Origin of the sequence: Pseudomonas sp. FW305-28 (genome assembly GCF_017351395.1) — a bacterium.
In the GTDB taxonomy this organism is placed as follows: domain Bacteria; phylum Pseudomonadota; class Gammaproteobacteria; order Pseudomonadales; family Pseudomonadaceae; genus Aquipseudomonas; species Aquipseudomonas fluorescens_AA.
This window is the reverse complement of sequence record NZ_JACNDD010000012.1, coordinates 24,285-39,808: the sequence shown is the minus strand read 5'-3', so window position 1 is coordinate 39,808 and position 15,524 is coordinate 24,285. Positions and strand designations below refer to the sequence as shown.

General features: G+C 61.7%; 11 protein-coding genes. 1 reads left to right on the top strand and 10 read right to left on the bottom strand.

Annotated features, from left to right (window positions below):
- The first annotated feature begins 45 nt into the window (after positions 1-45).
- A complete protein-coding gene (locus J4E53_RS04915; protein ID WP_103310593.1) occupies positions 46-399 on the top strand; it encodes a BON domain-containing protein in 354 nt (117 codons plus the stop codon).
- 330 nt (positions 400-729) lie between these two features.
- Here the strand turns inward: J4E53_RS04915 and J4E53_RS04910 are convergent, their stop codons facing one another.
- The 10 genes from J4E53_RS04910 to J4E53_RS04865 all read right to left on the bottom strand — a co-directional run bounded on the left by J4E53_RS04910 (position 730) and on the right by J4E53_RS04865 (position 15,518).
- Positions 730-1,026 carry a DUF2845 domain-containing protein gene (locus tag J4E53_RS04910; RefSeq protein WP_060740581.1) on the bottom strand — a complete coding sequence of 99 codons (297 nt, stop codon included), beginning with the start codon at positions 1,024-1,026 and terminating at the stop codon, positions 730-732.
- Position 1,027: 1 nt separating this feature from the next.
- On the bottom strand, positions 1,028-3,961 hold the full coding sequence (locus J4E53_RS04905) for a DUF748 domain-containing protein (RefSeq protein ID WP_177431739.1): 2,934 nt from the start codon (positions 3,959-3,961) through the stop codon (positions 1,028-1,030).
- A 120-nt stretch (positions 3,962-4,081) separates the two neighbouring features.
- Positions 4,082-5,098, bottom strand: coding sequence for a class I SAM-dependent rRNA methyltransferase (locus J4E53_RS04900; RefSeq protein WP_060740583.1), 1,017 nt, complete (start codon positions 5,096-5,098; stop codon positions 4,082-4,084).
- Positions 5,099-5,256: 158 nt separating this feature from the next.
- Complete coding sequence (gene acs, locus J4E53_RS04895) at positions 5,257-7,194, bottom strand: acetate--CoA ligase (RefSeq protein ID WP_060740584.1); 1,938 nt, start codon at positions 7,192-7,194, stop codon at positions 5,257-5,259.
- A 200-nt stretch (positions 7,195-7,394) separates the two neighbouring features.
- On the bottom strand, positions 7,395-9,059 hold the full coding sequence (pgi, locus tag J4E53_RS04890) for a glucose-6-phosphate isomerase (protein WP_060740585.1): 1,665 nt from the start codon (positions 9,057-9,059) through the stop codon (positions 7,395-7,397).
- 327 nt (positions 9,060-9,386) lie between these two features.
- Entirely contained in the window at positions 9,387-10,247 is an 861-nt protein-coding gene (gene panC, locus J4E53_RS04885) for a pantoate--beta-alanine ligase (RefSeq protein ID WP_103311352.1), read from the bottom strand.
- Entirely contained in the window at positions 10,244-11,044 is an 801-nt protein-coding gene (gene panB, locus J4E53_RS04880) for a 3-methyl-2-oxobutanoate hydroxymethyltransferase (protein ID WP_060740587.1), read from the bottom strand. Before panB ends, panC begins: the two co-directional genes overlap by 4 nt.
- Positions 11,045-11,408: 364 nt before the next feature.
- On the bottom strand, positions 11,409-11,894 hold the full coding sequence (gene folK, locus J4E53_RS04875; protein WP_060740588.1) for a 2-amino-4-hydroxy-6-hydroxymethyldihydropteridine diphosphokinase: 486 nt from the start codon (positions 11,892-11,894) through the stop codon (positions 11,409-11,411).
- A 3-nt stretch (positions 11,895-11,897) separates the two neighbouring features.
- The gene (locus J4E53_RS04870) at positions 11,898-13,295 is read right to left on the bottom strand and encodes a polynucleotide adenylyltransferase PcnB (protein ID WP_060740589.1); all 1,398 of its coding nucleotides are present in this window, start codon (positions 13,293-13,295) and stop codon (positions 11,898-11,900) included.
- 789 nt (positions 13,296-14,084) lie between these two features.
- Positions 14,085-15,518 carry a sigma-54 dependent transcriptional regulator gene (locus J4E53_RS04865; RefSeq protein WP_092172359.1) on the bottom strand — a complete coding sequence of 478 codons (1,434 nt, stop codon included), beginning with the start codon at positions 15,516-15,518 and terminating at the stop codon, positions 14,085-14,087.
- Between the last annotated feature and the right edge of the window lie 6 nt (positions 15,519-15,524).

Sequence of the window (15,524 nt, the reverse complement as noted above, 5' to 3'; positions counted from 1 at the left end):
GGGATGCACCTCCGGCAGTTTCTGAGAAAAACAGGAGTTACTCGTATGAAGAAGTTCGCTATCACTGCCGCCGCTGCTACCGCACTGACCCTGACCATGGCTAGCGCATTCGCCGAGACCACTCAAGCAACTCAGGCTCCTATGATGCTGGCCGCAGGCGAGGTGACAGAGGCCAAGGAAGCCACCTCCGATACCTGGATCACCACCAAAGTCAAAGCTGACCTGGTCACCGAAAAAGGCATTCCAGGTACCGACATCAAAGTCGAAACCAACAAAGGCGTTGTGTCGCTGTCGTCCACTGTTGCCGTGACCGACGCCCAGAAAACCACCGCCGTGGCAATCGCCAAGAAAATCAAAGGCGTCAAGGCCGTATCGGCTGACGGCCTGAAAGCCGAGTAAGGCTAAGACTTCTCGCCTGGACTGGGAGAGGGCACGGCAAGCGGGCTTAGTCATACGCTTGCCGTTGCTTTGGAGTTCATGCGAAAGGCCACAGGGACGTGGCCATTACAGGCCCCCGGCATTCGTGCCAGGGGCCTGTTCTATTCTGGGGAGAAAAAATGTGCGGTCCGGCCGGGGAAATCGAGTTGCCCTTATCGCGAGCAAGCTCGCTCCCACAGGGATCGAGTTCCTTCAGAAAAAGTGATCAAGCTGTTCCACAGGGATCGAGTTCTGCCAGAAGGAATGCGGTCAAATGTGGGAGCGAGCTTGCTCGCGATGGCGGCGGCACATTCACCGTCCCCGCTTGCTGGTGATCTGCACCAGCCGATTCCCCTCGAAGCGCAGGTACTGATACATGCCGCTGTTGGGCCCGTAGGTCCATTCCTCCACCGGGTATTCTTCCCGGCGATTGACACTGCGTTTGTAGCCCAGGTCATCCCGCGCCACAGGCTGCCCGCACTTTTGCAGCACTTCGCTGGAGCGGTCGCCGACGCTGATCAACTGGCTGCCGCAGCGCAGCGTATCGGCCGCCGACGCTTGGCCGGCGGCGAGCAATAGACCCAGGCTGAGCCCGTACACACACTTCATGTCATTCAGCATCCAGGTGCAGAGGAGTGATTACGCGACCGTCGCTTTCGGCCTGGCCGAGGCTGGCGTCGATGAAATACACGCGGTCGTCGGCCAATTGGCCTTTGTCCACCAGGAAGTCCTTGATGCTGCTGGCCCGTTCCTGCCCCAGTTGACGCAATAGCACGTCGCTGCCGCTCCAGAACTTGATCACGCTTTCGCGCAGTTTCTCGATGCGCGCCTTTTTATCCAGTTGCGTCCATTCGGCAGGCGGTTGAGTCTTGAGGCGCGTGCGGTAGATGCCTTCGAGCAGGGGGGGCTTTTCATCCTCGGGCACCTGTATCAGCGAGGCCTGGGCCGGTACTTTGTCGCCCCGGCGTTGCAGCATCTTGTAGTAGTTGTACTGGTATTCGCGTTCCAGGCGCTGGGCGGCGAGCAATGGACCGTCGCTGCTTTCGGCGGCGGTGCCTTCGATCTCCAGGCGCAGCTCCGGTCGTTTGCCCAGGGCTTCGGAGAGTTTGAGCAGCGTGCTTTCGTTGTCCTTGCTCAGGTCGCTGGAGCCTGGCGCAAACGCCACGCTGCCCAGGTCTTCCGAGCCGCCCCCGGCCACCAGCCCGCCGATGAGCTTGAAGGGCGCCTGGGCCGCGCGGACCACCAGGTTGCGCAGGGTCTGCCAGACGATCGGCATGACACTGAACTGCGGGTCGTTGAGGTTGCCGCTGACTGGCAGTTCGATGGAAATCCTGCCCTCGGAGTCCTTGAGCAAGGCGACGGCCAGCTTCAGCGGCAGGCTGACGGCGTCCGGGCTGTCGACTTTTTCTCCCAGCTGCAATTGTTCGACCACCACCTTGTTCTCCGCCTGGAGCTGGCCCTTGGTGATTCGGTAATGCAGGTCGAGATTGAGCCGGCCCTTGCGGATGCGATAGCCGGCGAACTTGCCGGAGTAGGGCGTCAGGGTCGTCAGCTCGACCCGTTTGAAACTGGTGGCGATGTCGAGGCTGGCCATCGGATCGAAGGGGTTTACCGCCCCTTTGATGGTGACCGGTGCGTAACGGTCGACCTTGCCCTTGACGTCCACGCTGGCCGGTTGGGCCTGGCGGCTGTCGATGGTGCCGATCTGGCCATTGAGCTGTTGGATGGCCGTGGCGAAATTGGGCGTCAGGCTGAAGTCGGCGAAGTTGGCCGAACCGTCGTTGATGGCGATGCCGCCGATGTGGATGCCCAGCGGTTTTTCCTGGGACTTCGGTTTTGTCGCGGTGCTCTTCGTGCCGCTGTCGGCCGGTTGCGGGATCAGCAGGTCATCGACGTTGGTGGTGCGGTCGTCGTTGATCATGAAGCGCGCGTAAGGCTGGAACAGGTTGACCTTGTCGATGGACAGGCTGTCACCGTGCTGATAGTTCAGGCCTTCGAGGATCAGTTTCTGCCATTTGAGGAAATCACGGGTCTTGAGGGTGTCGAGGGTGTGCAACTGCTCGACCTGGGCGCGGCCGGTGACGGCGAATGCCAGTGGCTCGGTGCTCTTGAGGTCGACCGCCAGGTCACTGCCGAGCATCCCGGAGCGCAGCTCCAGGCGAATGAACGGGTTGATATACGACTGGGCGACGCGCAGGTCGATGTCCTGGGTCTTGACCTTGAGCCTGGCGCTGATCGGGTTCAGGTTGACCTCGCCATCGGCCAGGATCTTGCCCTGTTTGCCCAACCCGGTGTCCAGCTTGAGGGTAAAGGGCGAGCCGTTGAGGGTGTCGTAGTTCTGCAGGTCGAGGTTCAGCGGGCCGACCTCCAGGGCCACGGCGGGCTGCGCCTGGCGGTCGGCCAGATGCACCTGGTAGTCGCGCAGTTGCACGTCCTTCAAGATCACTTGCCACGGTTTGCTGGGCGGTGTCGGTTCAGGTTTTGGCGAGTCGGCCGCCGCCGGGGCGGATGCCGGTTCCGCCTTGACCTGCGGTTTGGCTGGCTGGCTGGCGAAGAGCTTCTGCCAGTCCAGTTGCCCGTCCGCCTCGCGAGCGGCCCAGGTTTCCAGCTTCTGGCTGCGGATCTTGCCGACCACCACTTGCTGCTTGGCCAGGTCCACCGTGGTTTCGCTCACGTCCAGGCGTTCGAGTTTCACCAGTGGGCGGCCATCGGGGGCCTTGATGGCAAAGGGCGCGACGCTGAGCGCGACGTTGTTGAGCAGCAGTTCGGTGCCCTTGGCCAGGTTGAGCTTGTAGTCGGTGCTGAGGTTCAGGACACCGTTTTCCAGCACCAGCGGTACGGCGTCGCGCACATAGGGCCACCAGGCTTTCATCTGGCCGCCAGTGACTTTGAGCGTGCCTTGGGAGGCAATCGGTGTGAGACTGAAATTACCGGTCCAGTCGACCTGTCCGCCTTCGGGACCAGCGGCCACCAGGGTCATGTCGGCATTGTCGTCGGGCAGGGTGCTGAGGTTCTTCAGCTCGAAATCGAGGGTGTCGTAGAGAAACTCGATGGGCTCACTGGGCCGCAGGTCCTGGAAATGCACGTAGCCGCCGGCCAACTTGATTCGATCGACCCGCAGGGGGAACGGCTTGGCCTCGGGATCGGCGGGCGTCGGCTCGCTGGCCGGCAGCTTGAACAGGCCCAGCAGGTTCAACTGGCCGTCCTTGGCGAACACCACTTCGGTCTTGGGCTTGTCCATCTCGATGTCGACCAGGTGCAGGGCGCCAGACCACAAGCTGTCGAGTTGCAAATTGGCGTACAGCCGTTCGAAGCCGAGCTGCTCCTTGCCTGGCTCGCCGATATTCAGGCCCCAGAGGGTGACTTCAAGGCTGAAGGGATTGAGTTCCACACGCTGGATCTGCGCCGGCACTGTCGCATGGGCGGCCAATTGCTGGTTGGCGATGCGCAAGGCGATGCCTGGCAAAATCAGAAAACCCAACAGGCTGTAGAGGGCCAGTGCGGTCAACAGGGCGCCGAAAGCGCGAATCAATCCTTTGGGCATGTGCGGCTTCATCTAGTGTGAATTCGGAGTGCCTTGGAGTATGGCATGCGTTTACGGTTCCGAAGCCACTGTGATTTATGAGAATTGTCTGGTTTTCTCGGTGAAAATTCCGACACGGGCCTAGAACTGGAGGATCAACGTCTTGAGCGGTGGCTGCCGGTCCAGGGAAGGGAAATCGCTGCCGGGCGTCAGCACGCTCCACTCGCGCACCGGGCGGCCGGCTTTTTCCGCGCAACGCAAGACCTGATCGCGCCAGTCGTCCATGGACACTTTTGCCAGGTTGTTGCAGCAGATCAGCACGCCGTTGTCGGCGGTGGTGAGCAATGCCGGCTTCAGCAGGCTTTGGTAGTCGCGCAACAGGTCGACGGTGCCGAACGCGCTTTTGGCCCAGGCCGGTGGATCGAGCAGCACCAGGTCGTACTGGCGTTGTTCCAGGCGCACGTAGCTGGGCAGTTTTTGCCCACGGCGCTGGCTGATGGGCAGGCCGGCCAGTTGGCGAATCGCCGGGAAGTAATCCGACTGCACGAACGCCATCGGCGGCAAATCTGGGTTGAGCAGGCCGTTTTCGCGACCCACCGCCAGGTTGCCTTCGGCGAAGTCCAGGTTGCACACCTCCCGCGCGCCACCGGCCGCTGCGCTCAGGCCGACGCCGCAGGTGTAGGCGAACAGGTTCAACACGCTTTTGCCGCGGCTGTGTGCCTTGACCCAGCCCCGGGCGTTGCGCAGGTCGAGAAACAGCAGTGGATCCTGCCCGGCATGGCGGCCGCGAACGCGATAATTCAAGCCCCATTCATGCCCGACCAGGTCTTGCAGGGCGGCTTCGTCAGCCTGATAGACCGTGTCCTGGCGGTCGACGCGCGAATTGCCCCGGGCGCGGTCGTTGTAGACCAACAGGGTTTCCAGGCCCAGCCGTTCGTTGACGATACCGTGCAGTTGCAGCAGGTCGTCCCGCTCCAGTGACTGATGGAAGCTCTGCACCAGCAGTTGCGGGCCGTAGCGGTCGAGGGTCAGGCCGGGCGCGCCTTCCTGGCTGCCGTGGAACAGGCGATAGCAGTCGGTGCCTTGCTGATGCAGTTGGCCGAGCAGCTCCTGACGCTGGTCGAGGGCGGCGCGCAGCGCCTGATTCAAGGAAGACATGCCGGGCGCGCCTTAGAGAAATGAGGCGCGGGAGTTTAGCAGTTATGGCTGGCGTGGTCCCTGTGGGAGCGAGCTTGCTCGCGATGGTGGTCTTGCATTCAACATCGATGCAGACTGACAGGGCCCCATCGCGAGCAAGCTCGCTCCCACAGGAAACATCAGCGATTCAGGCGCTTGTCGATCAGCCCCTCCACCACGCTCGGATCGGCCAGGGTCGAGGTGTCGCCGAGGCTGTCGAGTTCGTTGCAGGCGATCTTGCGCAGGATGCGCCGCATGATCTTGCCCGAACGGGTCTTGGGCAGCGCGGGCGCCCACTGGATCAGTTCCGGCTTGGCGAAGCTGCCGATTTCCTTGCTGACGTGGGCCAGCAATTCCTTCTTCAACTCGTCATTGGCCTCCACACCGTTCATCGGCGTGACAAAGGCATAGATACCCTGGCCCTTGAGGTCGTGGGGATAGCCGACAACGGCCGCTTCGGCGATGTTGTCGTGCAGCACCAGGGCGCTCTCCACCTCGGCGGTGCCGATGCGATGCCCGGAGACGTTGATTACATCGTCGATGCGCCCGGTGATCCAGTAATCGCCGTCTTCGTCGCGGCGCGCGCCGTCGCCGGTGAAGTAATAGCCGGGGTAGGGCTTGAAGTATGTGTCCACCATGCGTTGGTGGTCGCCATAAACACTGCGAATCTGCCCAGGCCAACTGGATTTGATCGCCAGTACACCGCTGCCGGCGCCGCTGATTTCCTTGCCCACCTCATCCAGCAAGACCGGTTGTACACCGAACATCGGCCGGGTGGCGCAGCCCGGTTTGAGCCGTGGGGCACTGACCAACGGGCTGAGCATGATGCCGCCGGTTTCGGTCTGCCACCAGGTATCGACAATCGGGCAGCGCTGTTCGCCTACCACGTTGAAATACCATTCCCACGCCTCCGGGTTGATCGGCTCACCGACGCTGCCGAGCAATCGCAGGCTTTTGCGGGACGTTTCCTGCAACGGTCCGGCCCCTTCGCGCATCAACGCGCGCAGGGCGGTCGGTGCGGTGTAGAAGATGTTGACCTGATGCTTGTCGATCACCTGCCAGAAGCGCGAACTGCTGGGGTGGCTCGGCACGCCCTCGAAGATCAGCGTGGTGGCGCCGTTGGCCAGCGGGCCGTAGACGATGTAGCTATGGCCGGTGACCCAACCGACGTCGGCGGTGCACCAGAACACTTCGTTGTCGCGGTAGTCCAGCACGTACTTGAACGTCATCGCCGCTTGCAGCAGGTAACCGCCCGTGGTGTGCAGCACGCCCTTGGGTTTGCCGGTACTGCCGGAGGTGTAGAGGATGAACAGCGGGTCTTCGGCGTCCATCGGTTCGGGTGGACAGTCGTCGCTCATGTCGTGCATGGCCTGGTGATACCAGAGGTCACGGCCTTCAACCCAGCCCACCTCACCCTGGGTGCGCTCGACTACCAGCACGGTGCTGACGTTCGGGCAGCTTTCCAGGGCCTTGTCGACGTTGCGCTTGAGCGGTATGAAGCGCCCGCCACGCACGCCTTCGTCAGCCGTGATCACGGTGCGGCAATCGGCATCGAGAATCCGGTCGCGCAGGGAGTCCGGCGAGAAACCGCCGAACACCACCGAATGCACCGCGCCGATGCGGGTGCAGGCGAGCATGGCGTAGGCGGCCTCGGGAATCATCGGCATGTAGATGCAGACCCGGTCGCCTTTCTTCACGCCGCGGCTTTTCAGCACGTTGGCCAGGCGGCACACATGGTTGTGCAGTTTCTTGTAGGTGATTTGCGCCGATTCGGCGGGGTTGTCGCCTTCCCAGATGATCGCGACCTGTTCGCCACGAGTGTCCAGGTGACGGTCGATGCAATTGGCGCTGACGTTCAGCTTGCCGCCGGCGAACCAGGTCGCGTCGCCGTTCTTGAGGTCATAGCGCTGGACGGTTTGCCAGGGCGTCATCCAGTCGAGAAAGCGTGTGGCCTGCTCGGCCCAGAAGGCGCTGGGGTGTTCGATGGATTCTTTGTAGAGCCGCTTGTACTCGTCCTGACTCAGTTGCGCAGCCCGGCGGACGGCATCGGCGTGGGGGTACTGGCTGATATCGAACATGACGGTTCCTTATTCTTGTTTTTGCGACAAGTCATAAAGATGCGCCGAGTAGCGGGAGGGTTCAAGTCATGCACAAACAACTGTGGGAGCGAGCTTGCTCGCGATGGCGGTGTGTCAGTCAACATGAGTGTCAACTGATCCACCGCCATCGCGAGCAAGCTCGCTCCCACAAAGGTCAGTACTTGGAGTGCGACCTACGATCAGCCGCGGTGACGCCCGCGGAAGTAGTTGATCAAGCCTTGGGTCGAGGCATCTTCGGCCGGGTTCTCTTCGCTGCCCACCAGGCGGTTGTAGACGCCCTTGCCCAGTTCCTTGCCCAGCTCCACGCCCCATTGGTCGAAGGCGTTGATGCCCCAGACCACGCTCTGCACGAACACTTTGTGCTCATACAACGCCACCAGTGCGCCGAGGCGCCGTGGGCTGATGCGTTCGACCACCAGGGTGTTGCTCGGACGGTTGCCCGGGATCACCTTGTGGGACGCCAGTTTCTGCACCTCTTCTTCGCTGGCGCCCTTGTCCCGCAGCTCGGCTTCGGCCTCGGCGCGGGTCTTGCCCAGCATCAGCGCCTGGCTCTGGGACAGGCAGTTGGCGTACAGCCACTGGTGATGGTCGGAAACCGGGTTGAAGCTGACGATCGGCACGATGAAGTCGGCCGGGATCAACTGGGTGCCCTGGTGCAGCAACTGGTGGTAGGCGTGCTGGCCGTTGCAGCCGACGCCGCCCCAGATCACCGGGCCCGTGTCGGTCGACACCGGGGTACCGTCCTGGCGCACGCTCTTGCCGTTGGATTCCATGTCCAATTGCTGCAAATGCTTGGTGATGTTACGCAGGTAGTGGTCGTACGGCAGGATCGCATGGCTCTGCGCACCCCAGAAGTTGCCGTACCACACGCCCAGCAGCGCCAGCAGCACCGGCATGTTCTGCTCGAACGGGGCGCTCTGGAAGTGCTGGTCCATGGAATAGGCGCCGGAGAGCAATTCCTTGAAGTTCGACATGCCGATGGCCAGGGCGATCGGCAGGCCGATGGCCGACCACAGCGAGTAACGCCCGCCGACCCAGTCCCACATCGGGAAGATGTTCTCTTCACGGATGCCGAAGGCCACGGCGGCGGCGTTGTTGCTCGACACGGCGATGAAGTGGCGATACAGCTCCGCTTCGGAACCACCCTGGGCCAGGTACCAGGCACGGGCGGCCTGGGCGTTCTTCAGGGTTTCAAGGGTGTTGAAGGATTTCGACGAGACGATGAACAGCGTGGTCTCGGCGCGCAGCTTCATGGTCAGTTCATGGAACTCGCTGCCGTCGATGTTCGCCAGATAGTGGCAGCGAACGCCTTTTTGCGCGTAGGACAACAGCGCTTCGGACACCAGTTCCGGGCCGAGGAAAGAGCCACCGATGCCGATGTTCACCACGTCGGTGATGGGCTTTTCGGTGTAGCCGCGCCACAGGCCGTCGTGAATGCGGCCGACCAGGTCAGTGATCTGGTTCAGCACTTTATGCACGTCTGGCATCACGTTGACGCCGTTGACCAGCAACTTGTCGCCCACCGGCCGACGCAGGGCAGTGTGCAAGGCCGGGCGATTTTCCGAGGCGTTGACGATTTCGCCCTCGAACAGCGACTTGATCGCGCCCTTGAGGTCGACTTCGTTGGCCAGGCCCACCAGCAGGTCGCGGGTCTGGGCGTTGATCAGGTTTTTCGAGTAGTCGAGAAACAGGCCGCAGCTCGACAGGGTGAATTGAGTGAAACGCTGCGGATCGGCATTGAACGCTTCGCGCATGCTGAAATCCTGCATGGCTTTGCGGTGGTCATTCAGCGCTTGCCAGGCTGGCAGAGCGGTCACGTCATGAGGGGTTCGGTAATACGCCATCGCTGCGGGTTTCCTTTTTACTTGAACGACCTTTTGTACACTAAAAATTCCGGCGCGGCTCGAGGTGGGCATCCGGACACTGCATCGACATGATCGCCAGACGCAGGGCGACTACAGTAAACCTCGCGTTGCAATCTGTCTTGACTTTGTCTGACCGGTTCCCGGTACTTTTTTATACAACGGGATGGGAAGGGTCCGACAGACGGAACGCAGATGACTCTCTGTGGGAGCGAGCTTGCTCGCGATGGCGTCAGGTCAGCCGACATCGATGTCGACTGATGCATCGCTATCGCGAGCAAGCTCGCTCCCACAGGTTTTTGTGATGTTTCAGGCGGGGGTGTCGAGGTCCAGATGCAGGTTGTCGATCAGGCGCGTGGTGCCGAGGAAGGCGGCCACCAGAATCACCAGGTCGCGGTCCTCGCTCAACGCCGGGCGCAGGGTCTTGGCGTGACGGATTTCCAGGTAATCGGGACGCAGGCCGGCAGCTTCCAGTTGCTTGAGCTGTTCGCCGATCAACGCCGGGAAATCCCGCTGGCCCTGTTTGATTGACTCGGCGATCTGGCTCAGGACGCGATAGACCACGGGCGCGACGGCACGTTGCTCCGGGCTGAGGAAGCCATTGCGCGACGACAGCGCCAGGCCATCCTCGGCGCGGACGGTCGGCTCGCCGATGATCTGGATCGGCATGTTCAAGTCATGGACCAGGGCGCGGATCACCGCCAGTTGCTGGAAGTCTTTCTGGCCAAACACCGCCAGGTCAGGCTGGACCATGTTGAACAGCTTGCTGACCACTGTCGCCACACCCTCGAAATGCCCTGGACGGCTGGCGCCGCACAAGCCTTCGGACAATTGCGGGACGCTGACCCGGGTCTGTCCGGCCATGCCGTCGGGGTACATTTCTTCGACGCTGGGGGCGAACAGCAGATGGCAGCCGGCCTGGAGCAGTTTTTCCTGGTCGGCTGCCAGGGTGCGGGGGTATTTGTCCAGGTCTTCGCCGGCGCCGAATTGCAGCGGATTGACGAAAATGCTCGCCACCACGAAGTCGGCCCGTTGTGCGGCCTTGGTGACCAGCGCCACATGACCGCTGTGCAGGTTGCCCATGGTCGGCACGAAGGCGATGCGTTTGCCTTCGCCGCGGGCACGGGCCACGGCGGCGCGCAGTTCGCGTACGGTTTTGACGGTGTTCATGCAGAAAATCCGTGTTCGGCACCCGGGAACGTCGCGGCCTTGACTTCAGCGACGTAGGTGCTCAAGGCGCCCTGGATGGAGGTTTGCCCGGCCATGAAGTTCTTCACGAACTTGGGCACGCGACCGGTGATCGACAGCCCGAGCATGTCGTGGAGCACCAGCACCTGGCCATCGGTGGCGTTGCCGGCGCCGATCCCGATCACCGGGATCTTCACCGCCTGGGTGATTTCTTCAGCCAGCTCGCTGGGTACGCATTCGAGCAGCAGCATCGCCGCGCCCGCCTGCTCCAGCGCAATCGCATCGGCACGCATCTGCCGCGCCTGGTTCTCATTGCGGCCCTGGACCTTGTAGCCGCCGAGAATATTCACCGCTTGAGGGGTCAGGCCCAGGTGCGCGCACACTGGAATGCCCCGTTCGGCCAGCAGCCGAATCGAATCGGCCAGCCACAACGCGCCTTCGACCTTGATCATGTGGGCACCGGCCTGCATCAGCATGGCGCTGTTGGTCATGGTTTGTTCGAGGGTGGCGTAGGCCATGAACGGCAGGTCGGCGAGGATCAGCGCATCGGTGTTACCGCGTTTGACGGCGGCCACATGGTAGGCCATCTCGGCGGTGGTCACCGGCAGCGTGCTGTCGTGACCTTGCAGCACCATGCCGAGGGAATCGCCCACCAGCAGCACTTCGACACCGGCCTCATTGCAGGCATGGGCGAAGGTTGCGTCATAGCAGGTCAGCATGGTGATTTTCTCACCTTTTTGCTTGAGACCTTGCAGCGTGGTCAGGGTAATAGCTGGCATGAAAAAGTCCTCATTAGGCGCTCGTGAATGACTGCGAGTAACGCGCATGATTCGTTATCTATACAGGCGCACCTTCTATGCGTGGTGCTTGTAAGGCCTGGATTGCGCCCTTTAGTGCCGCGTTGGCGGCAGCGGGACGCCTATAGTCGTGAGGAGCAATCGGGAAGTCAATTGGATGTGTTACCGGCGGGTGTTACCGGGGTTACTGATGCGTTTCAGCGTAGAGGCGTGTTTCGAATCTGACTGCCGGGTCCCGAAACCTGTGGGAGCGAGCTTGCTCGCGATGGCGGTGTGTCAGTCACCCCGGATGCTGGATGTGCCGACGCTATCGCGAGCAAGCTTCCTCCCACAGGGGATGTCTTCGTCAGTGGGCGGGCAAGCGTTCCAGGCCGGCAAACGGGCACGCGGCAAGCAGGTCCTTGAGCAAGCGCCCATCGGCCAGGCGCAGGTCGGCGGGGGCCAGTTCGGCCAGTGGGTACAGGACAAAGGCCCGGGCCTGCATGTGGTAGTGGGGGACCTTGAGGCGGGGCTCGTCGATCAGGCGCTCGCCGAACAGCAGGATGTCCAGGTCCAGGGTGCGCGGCCCCCAGCGTTCGAGGCGTTCGCGACCCTGTCCGGTTTCGATGGCTTGCAGCGCATCGAGCAGGTCCAGCGGTGCCAGGTGGCTGTCCAGCGCCGCCACCGCATTGGTGTAGCGCGGCTGGCCGGGTAGCAGGGAATCGCTTTGATAAAATGCCGAGACACCCACCAGTTGGGTATCGGGCAATTGCGCCAGCGCCTGGACGGCACTGCGCAATTGTTCGGCGGGTTCGGCCAGGTTGCTGCCCATGCCGATGTAGATGCGTTCCATCGATTACTCGCCCGATGCGCTCGGTACACCGGCACGCTTGCGCTTGGCACCGCTGCTGCGGCGGCGCTTGCGTGGGCCGCTGGCACCGTCATCCTTGCCGCTGAGCTCACGAATCATATCGCGGCGCTCGCTGTCGTTGGCGTCCTGGTAATCGGTCCACCATTCGCCCAGGCCATCGGTCTGCTCGCCCGCGCTTTCACGCAGCAGCAGGAAATCGTAGCCGGCGCGGAAACGCGGGTTGTCCAGCAGCAGGTCGGCACGTTTGCCGCTGCGCCGTGGCAGGCGCTCCTGCATGTCCCAGATCTCGCGGATCGGCATCGTGAAGCGTTTTGGAATGGCGATGCGCTGGCACTGTTCGGCGATCAGCTCGTGGGCGGCTTCCTGCATCGCCGGGATCGGCGGCATGCCACGGTCTTGCAGGCGCAGCACCCGGGCCGGCAGGGCAGGCCAGAGCAAGGCGGCGAACAGGAACGCCGGGGTCACCGGCTTGTTCTGCTTGATGCGCAGGTCGGTGTTGATCAGTGCTTCGCTGATCAAGGTGTGGGTATAGGTCGGGTTGTGCTCCAGGGCCTCGGCGCTGGCGGGGAACAGCGGATCGAACAGCTGCAGGTCCACCAGCATCTCGAAGGTGTCTGCCGCGTTGCCTGACAGGAACAGTTTGAGCACTTCCTCGAACAGGCGCGCCGAGGGGATCTCCCGCAGCATGGGCGCCAGTTCGCGAATCGGCATGGCGCTGTGTTTTTCGATGCCGAAATCCAGCTTGGCGGCGAAACGCACGGCACGCAGCATCCGCACCGGGTCTTCCTGGTAGCGCTGCTTCGGATCGCCGATCAGGCGGATCAGACGATTGCGAATGTCGTGTACGCCGTTGGCGTAATCGAGGATGCGTTCGCTGACCGGATCGTAATACAGGGCGTTGATGGTGAAGTCGCGGCGTTGCGCGTCTTCTTCCAACGTGCCGTAGACGTTATCGCGCAGGATACGTCCGCTCTCGTTGCGGGAAGACTGGTTGCTGTCTTCCTCTTCATCGTTTTGCGGATGATTGGCGCGGAAGGTTGCCACTTCGATGATCTCGCGGCCGAAGTGGATATGGACCAGCTTGAAGCGCCGGCCAATGATCCGCGCATTGCGAAACTCGGCCCGTATCTGTTCCGGCGTGGCGCTGGTGGCGACGTCGAAATCCTTGGGGGTGATGTTGAGCAGCATGTCGCGCACGCAGCCACCGACCAGGTAGGCCTGGTAGCCGGCGTTCTGCAAACGTTCGACGATGTTCACCGCATAACGGCTGAACTGGGCCTTTTGCAGCGAATGCTGGCCGCTGTTGAGCACTTCAGGCGTGCTGCGAATGTGTTGCGTACGACGCAAGGGAGAACGGAATGACTGGAACAGCTTCTTCAGCATGGGATGCACTGTTTGAAGGAATATTCGGCCAAAAACGAAGAATGACCGCATGATGGGCGGGGATTCTAGCATTTAGTCGAGGGATGGTGTAGGACGCAGCAGTTTTGAGCTGCAAGCTGCAAGCGACAAGCTTTGTAGGCTTCAAGGAAGGGAAATGACAGAAACCACAAGGGGAGCCGAAGCTCCCCCAGAATTAGTTGCGTGCTCTGTTTTTATTATTGGTTTCGGGCTTCTTGTTTTTGTTGAGTGCCCGCGCCACGAGGTTTTCCCTTCGTGACCCTCCCAATCGGGAGCCAAGAGCAAACGGATTGCTTTGGTCGCTGTGTTGCAGTGATCAATCGATCCAACCAGTTCAGGCACCTGTCTTGAGACAGTTTTTATTGTTCTCGGCCTGGTTGTGGGGCAAGCCCCAAATACAACGCCTCTCCAAAAGAATCAGTTAGCTGCGCCTCTCGCCGTCTTGTTTTTATTGTGCGTGAGTCGATTCGTCTTATTTTTATTGTCTTTTGCATTGCTTGTTATTGTTCTTGTACCAAAGCTATAGCAGGGTGCGTGCCAACTTTTGCGAACCCCAGATAAATCGGGGGTTCTATGGTTATAGCCATTTTTCCGAGGCGAAAAAAAGCCGGGGTTTCGTTACCGTAAACCCCGGCTTCTGTTACGTGAAAAGGACTGAGGTAACAGTTTTTTCACATTCTCTGTGGGAGCGAGCTTGCTCGCGATGGGGGATCAGCTTGCCTATGGCGCGACTGACACACCGCTATCGCGAGCAAGCTCGCTCCCACACAGTCAGCTTTCGCTGGTCGCCCCGGTCTTGCGCCGTGGAATGCCCAGGCGCTGGCGCCGTTCCCACAGGCACTTGCGGCTGACGCCCAGCTTGCGTGCCAGTTCGGTCTCGGTCATGTGGTCCTGGTGCTCGAGGACGAAATGCTGGAAGTAGTCCTCCAGGGACAGGTCTTCGGTGGGTTCGTGGCTGGTGTTGTTGGCAGCGCCGCCCTGTTGCGGGGCCAGGCCGATGAACTCTTCGTCGTCCAGGTCACTCAGTTCGATGTCGATGCCCAACAGGTCGGCAGAGATTTCCGGGCTCTCGCACAGGATCACCGCCCGCTCGACCGCGTTTTCCAGCTCCCGAACGTTACCCGGCCAGGCGTAATGACGAATGGCCTGTTCGGCGTCCGGGGCGAACTTGAGGTCGGTGCGGTTGACCCGCGCGCTCTGGCGGGCCAAAAACGCCTGGGCGATTTCATTGACGTCCGCGCCGCGCTCGCGCAGGGCAGGGAGCTTCAAGGCGATCACGTGCAAGCGGTAATACAAGTCTTCGCGAAACTGGCCGATTTTCGCCAGGCTCTTGAGATCACGGTGGGTGGCCGCGATCAGGCGGACATCGACCTTCTGCGACTGCACCGAGCCGACCCGGCGGATCTCGCCTTCCTGAAGTACCCGCAGCAAGCGCGCCTGGGCCTCCAGTGGCAGCTCGCCGATTTCATCGAGGAACAACGTGCCGCCGTCCGCCGCTTCCACCAGCCCGGCACGCCCGGCGCTGGCGCCGGTGAACGCACCTTTCTCGTGACCGAACAGTTCGGACTCGATCAGGCTCTCCGGAATTGCCGCGCAGTTCACCGAGATCATCGGTGCCTTGGCTCGGCGTGACAGGTTGTGCAGGGCACGGGCCACCAGTTCCTTGCCGGTGCCGGACTCGCCCTGGACCAGGACATTGGAGTCGGTCGGCGCCACTTTGCGGATCTTGCTGTAAAGGTCCTGCATGGGCGGGCAGGAACCGATGATGCCGATCTCGCCATTGCTGTTGCTGGCCCCGACTTTCGCGGAGGCGCTGGCCTTGCCGACGGGTTCCGCCGGGTTGCTGGTCGCCGCCTGTCGGTCACGCAGGATGCGGGCCACGGCCTGGAGCATCTCGTCGTGGTCGAACGGTTTGGCGATGTAGTCCACGGCGCCCATTTTCATGGAGTCGACCGCCGAGCGCAGGCTGGCGTAGCTGGTCATGATCAGCACCGGCGTGCCCTGGCCGAGCTTGATCAACTCGGTCCCTGGGGCGCCAGGCAGGCGCAGGTCGCTGACAATCAGGTCGAACGTGGGGATGCTGAAACGTTCTTGTGCTTCCTGCACTGAACCGGCTTCGCTGACCTGGTACTGGTTGCGTTCCAGCAGGCGGCGCAAGGCGGAGCGGATAATTGTTTCGTCTTCGACGATCAAAATGTGCGGCATTGATTC

What these genes read in the sequence shown, in the direction of transcription:
- J4E53_RS04915 (WP_103310593.1), top strand. Translation starts at nt 46, where the DNA reads ATGAAGAAGTTCGCTATCACTGCCGCCGCTGCTACCGCACTGACCCTG.
- J4E53_RS04910 (WP_060740581.1), bottom strand. Translation starts at nt 1,026, where the DNA reads ATGAAGTGTGTGTACGGGCTCAGCCTGGGTCTATTGCTCGCCGCCGGC.
- J4E53_RS04905 (WP_177431739.1), bottom strand. Translation starts at nt 3,961, where the DNA reads ATGCCCAAAGGATTGATTCGCGCTTTCGGCGCCCTGTTGACCGCACTG.
- J4E53_RS04900 (WP_060740583.1), bottom strand. Translation starts at nt 5,098, where the DNA reads ATGTCTTCCTTGAATCAGGCGCTGCGCGCCGCCCTCGACCAGCGTCAG.
- acs (WP_060740584.1), bottom strand. Translation starts at nt 7,194, where the DNA reads ATGTTCGATATCAGCCAGTACCCCCACGCCGATGCCGTCCGCCGGGCT.
- pgi (WP_060740585.1), bottom strand. Translation starts at nt 9,059, where the DNA reads ATGGCGTATTACCGAACCCCTCATGACGTGACCGCTCTGCCAGCCTGG.
- panC (WP_103311352.1), bottom strand. Translation starts at nt 10,247, where the DNA reads ATGAACACCGTCAAAACCGTACGCGAACTGCGCGCCGCCGTGGCCCGT.
- panB (WP_060740587.1), bottom strand. Translation starts at nt 11,044, where the DNA reads ATGCCAGCTATTACCCTGACCACGCTGCAAGGTCTCAAGCAAAAAGGT.
- folK (WP_060740588.1), bottom strand. Translation starts at nt 11,894, where the DNA reads ATGGAACGCATCTACATCGGCATGGGCAGCAACCTGGCCGAACCCGCC.
- J4E53_RS04870 (WP_060740589.1), bottom strand. Translation starts at nt 13,295, where the DNA reads ATGCTGAAGAAGCTGTTCCAGTCATTCCGTTCTCCCTTGCGTCGTACG.
- J4E53_RS04865 (WP_092172359.1), bottom strand. Translation starts at nt 15,518, where the DNA reads ATGCCGCACATTTTGATCGTCGAAGACGAAACAATTATCCGCTCCGCC.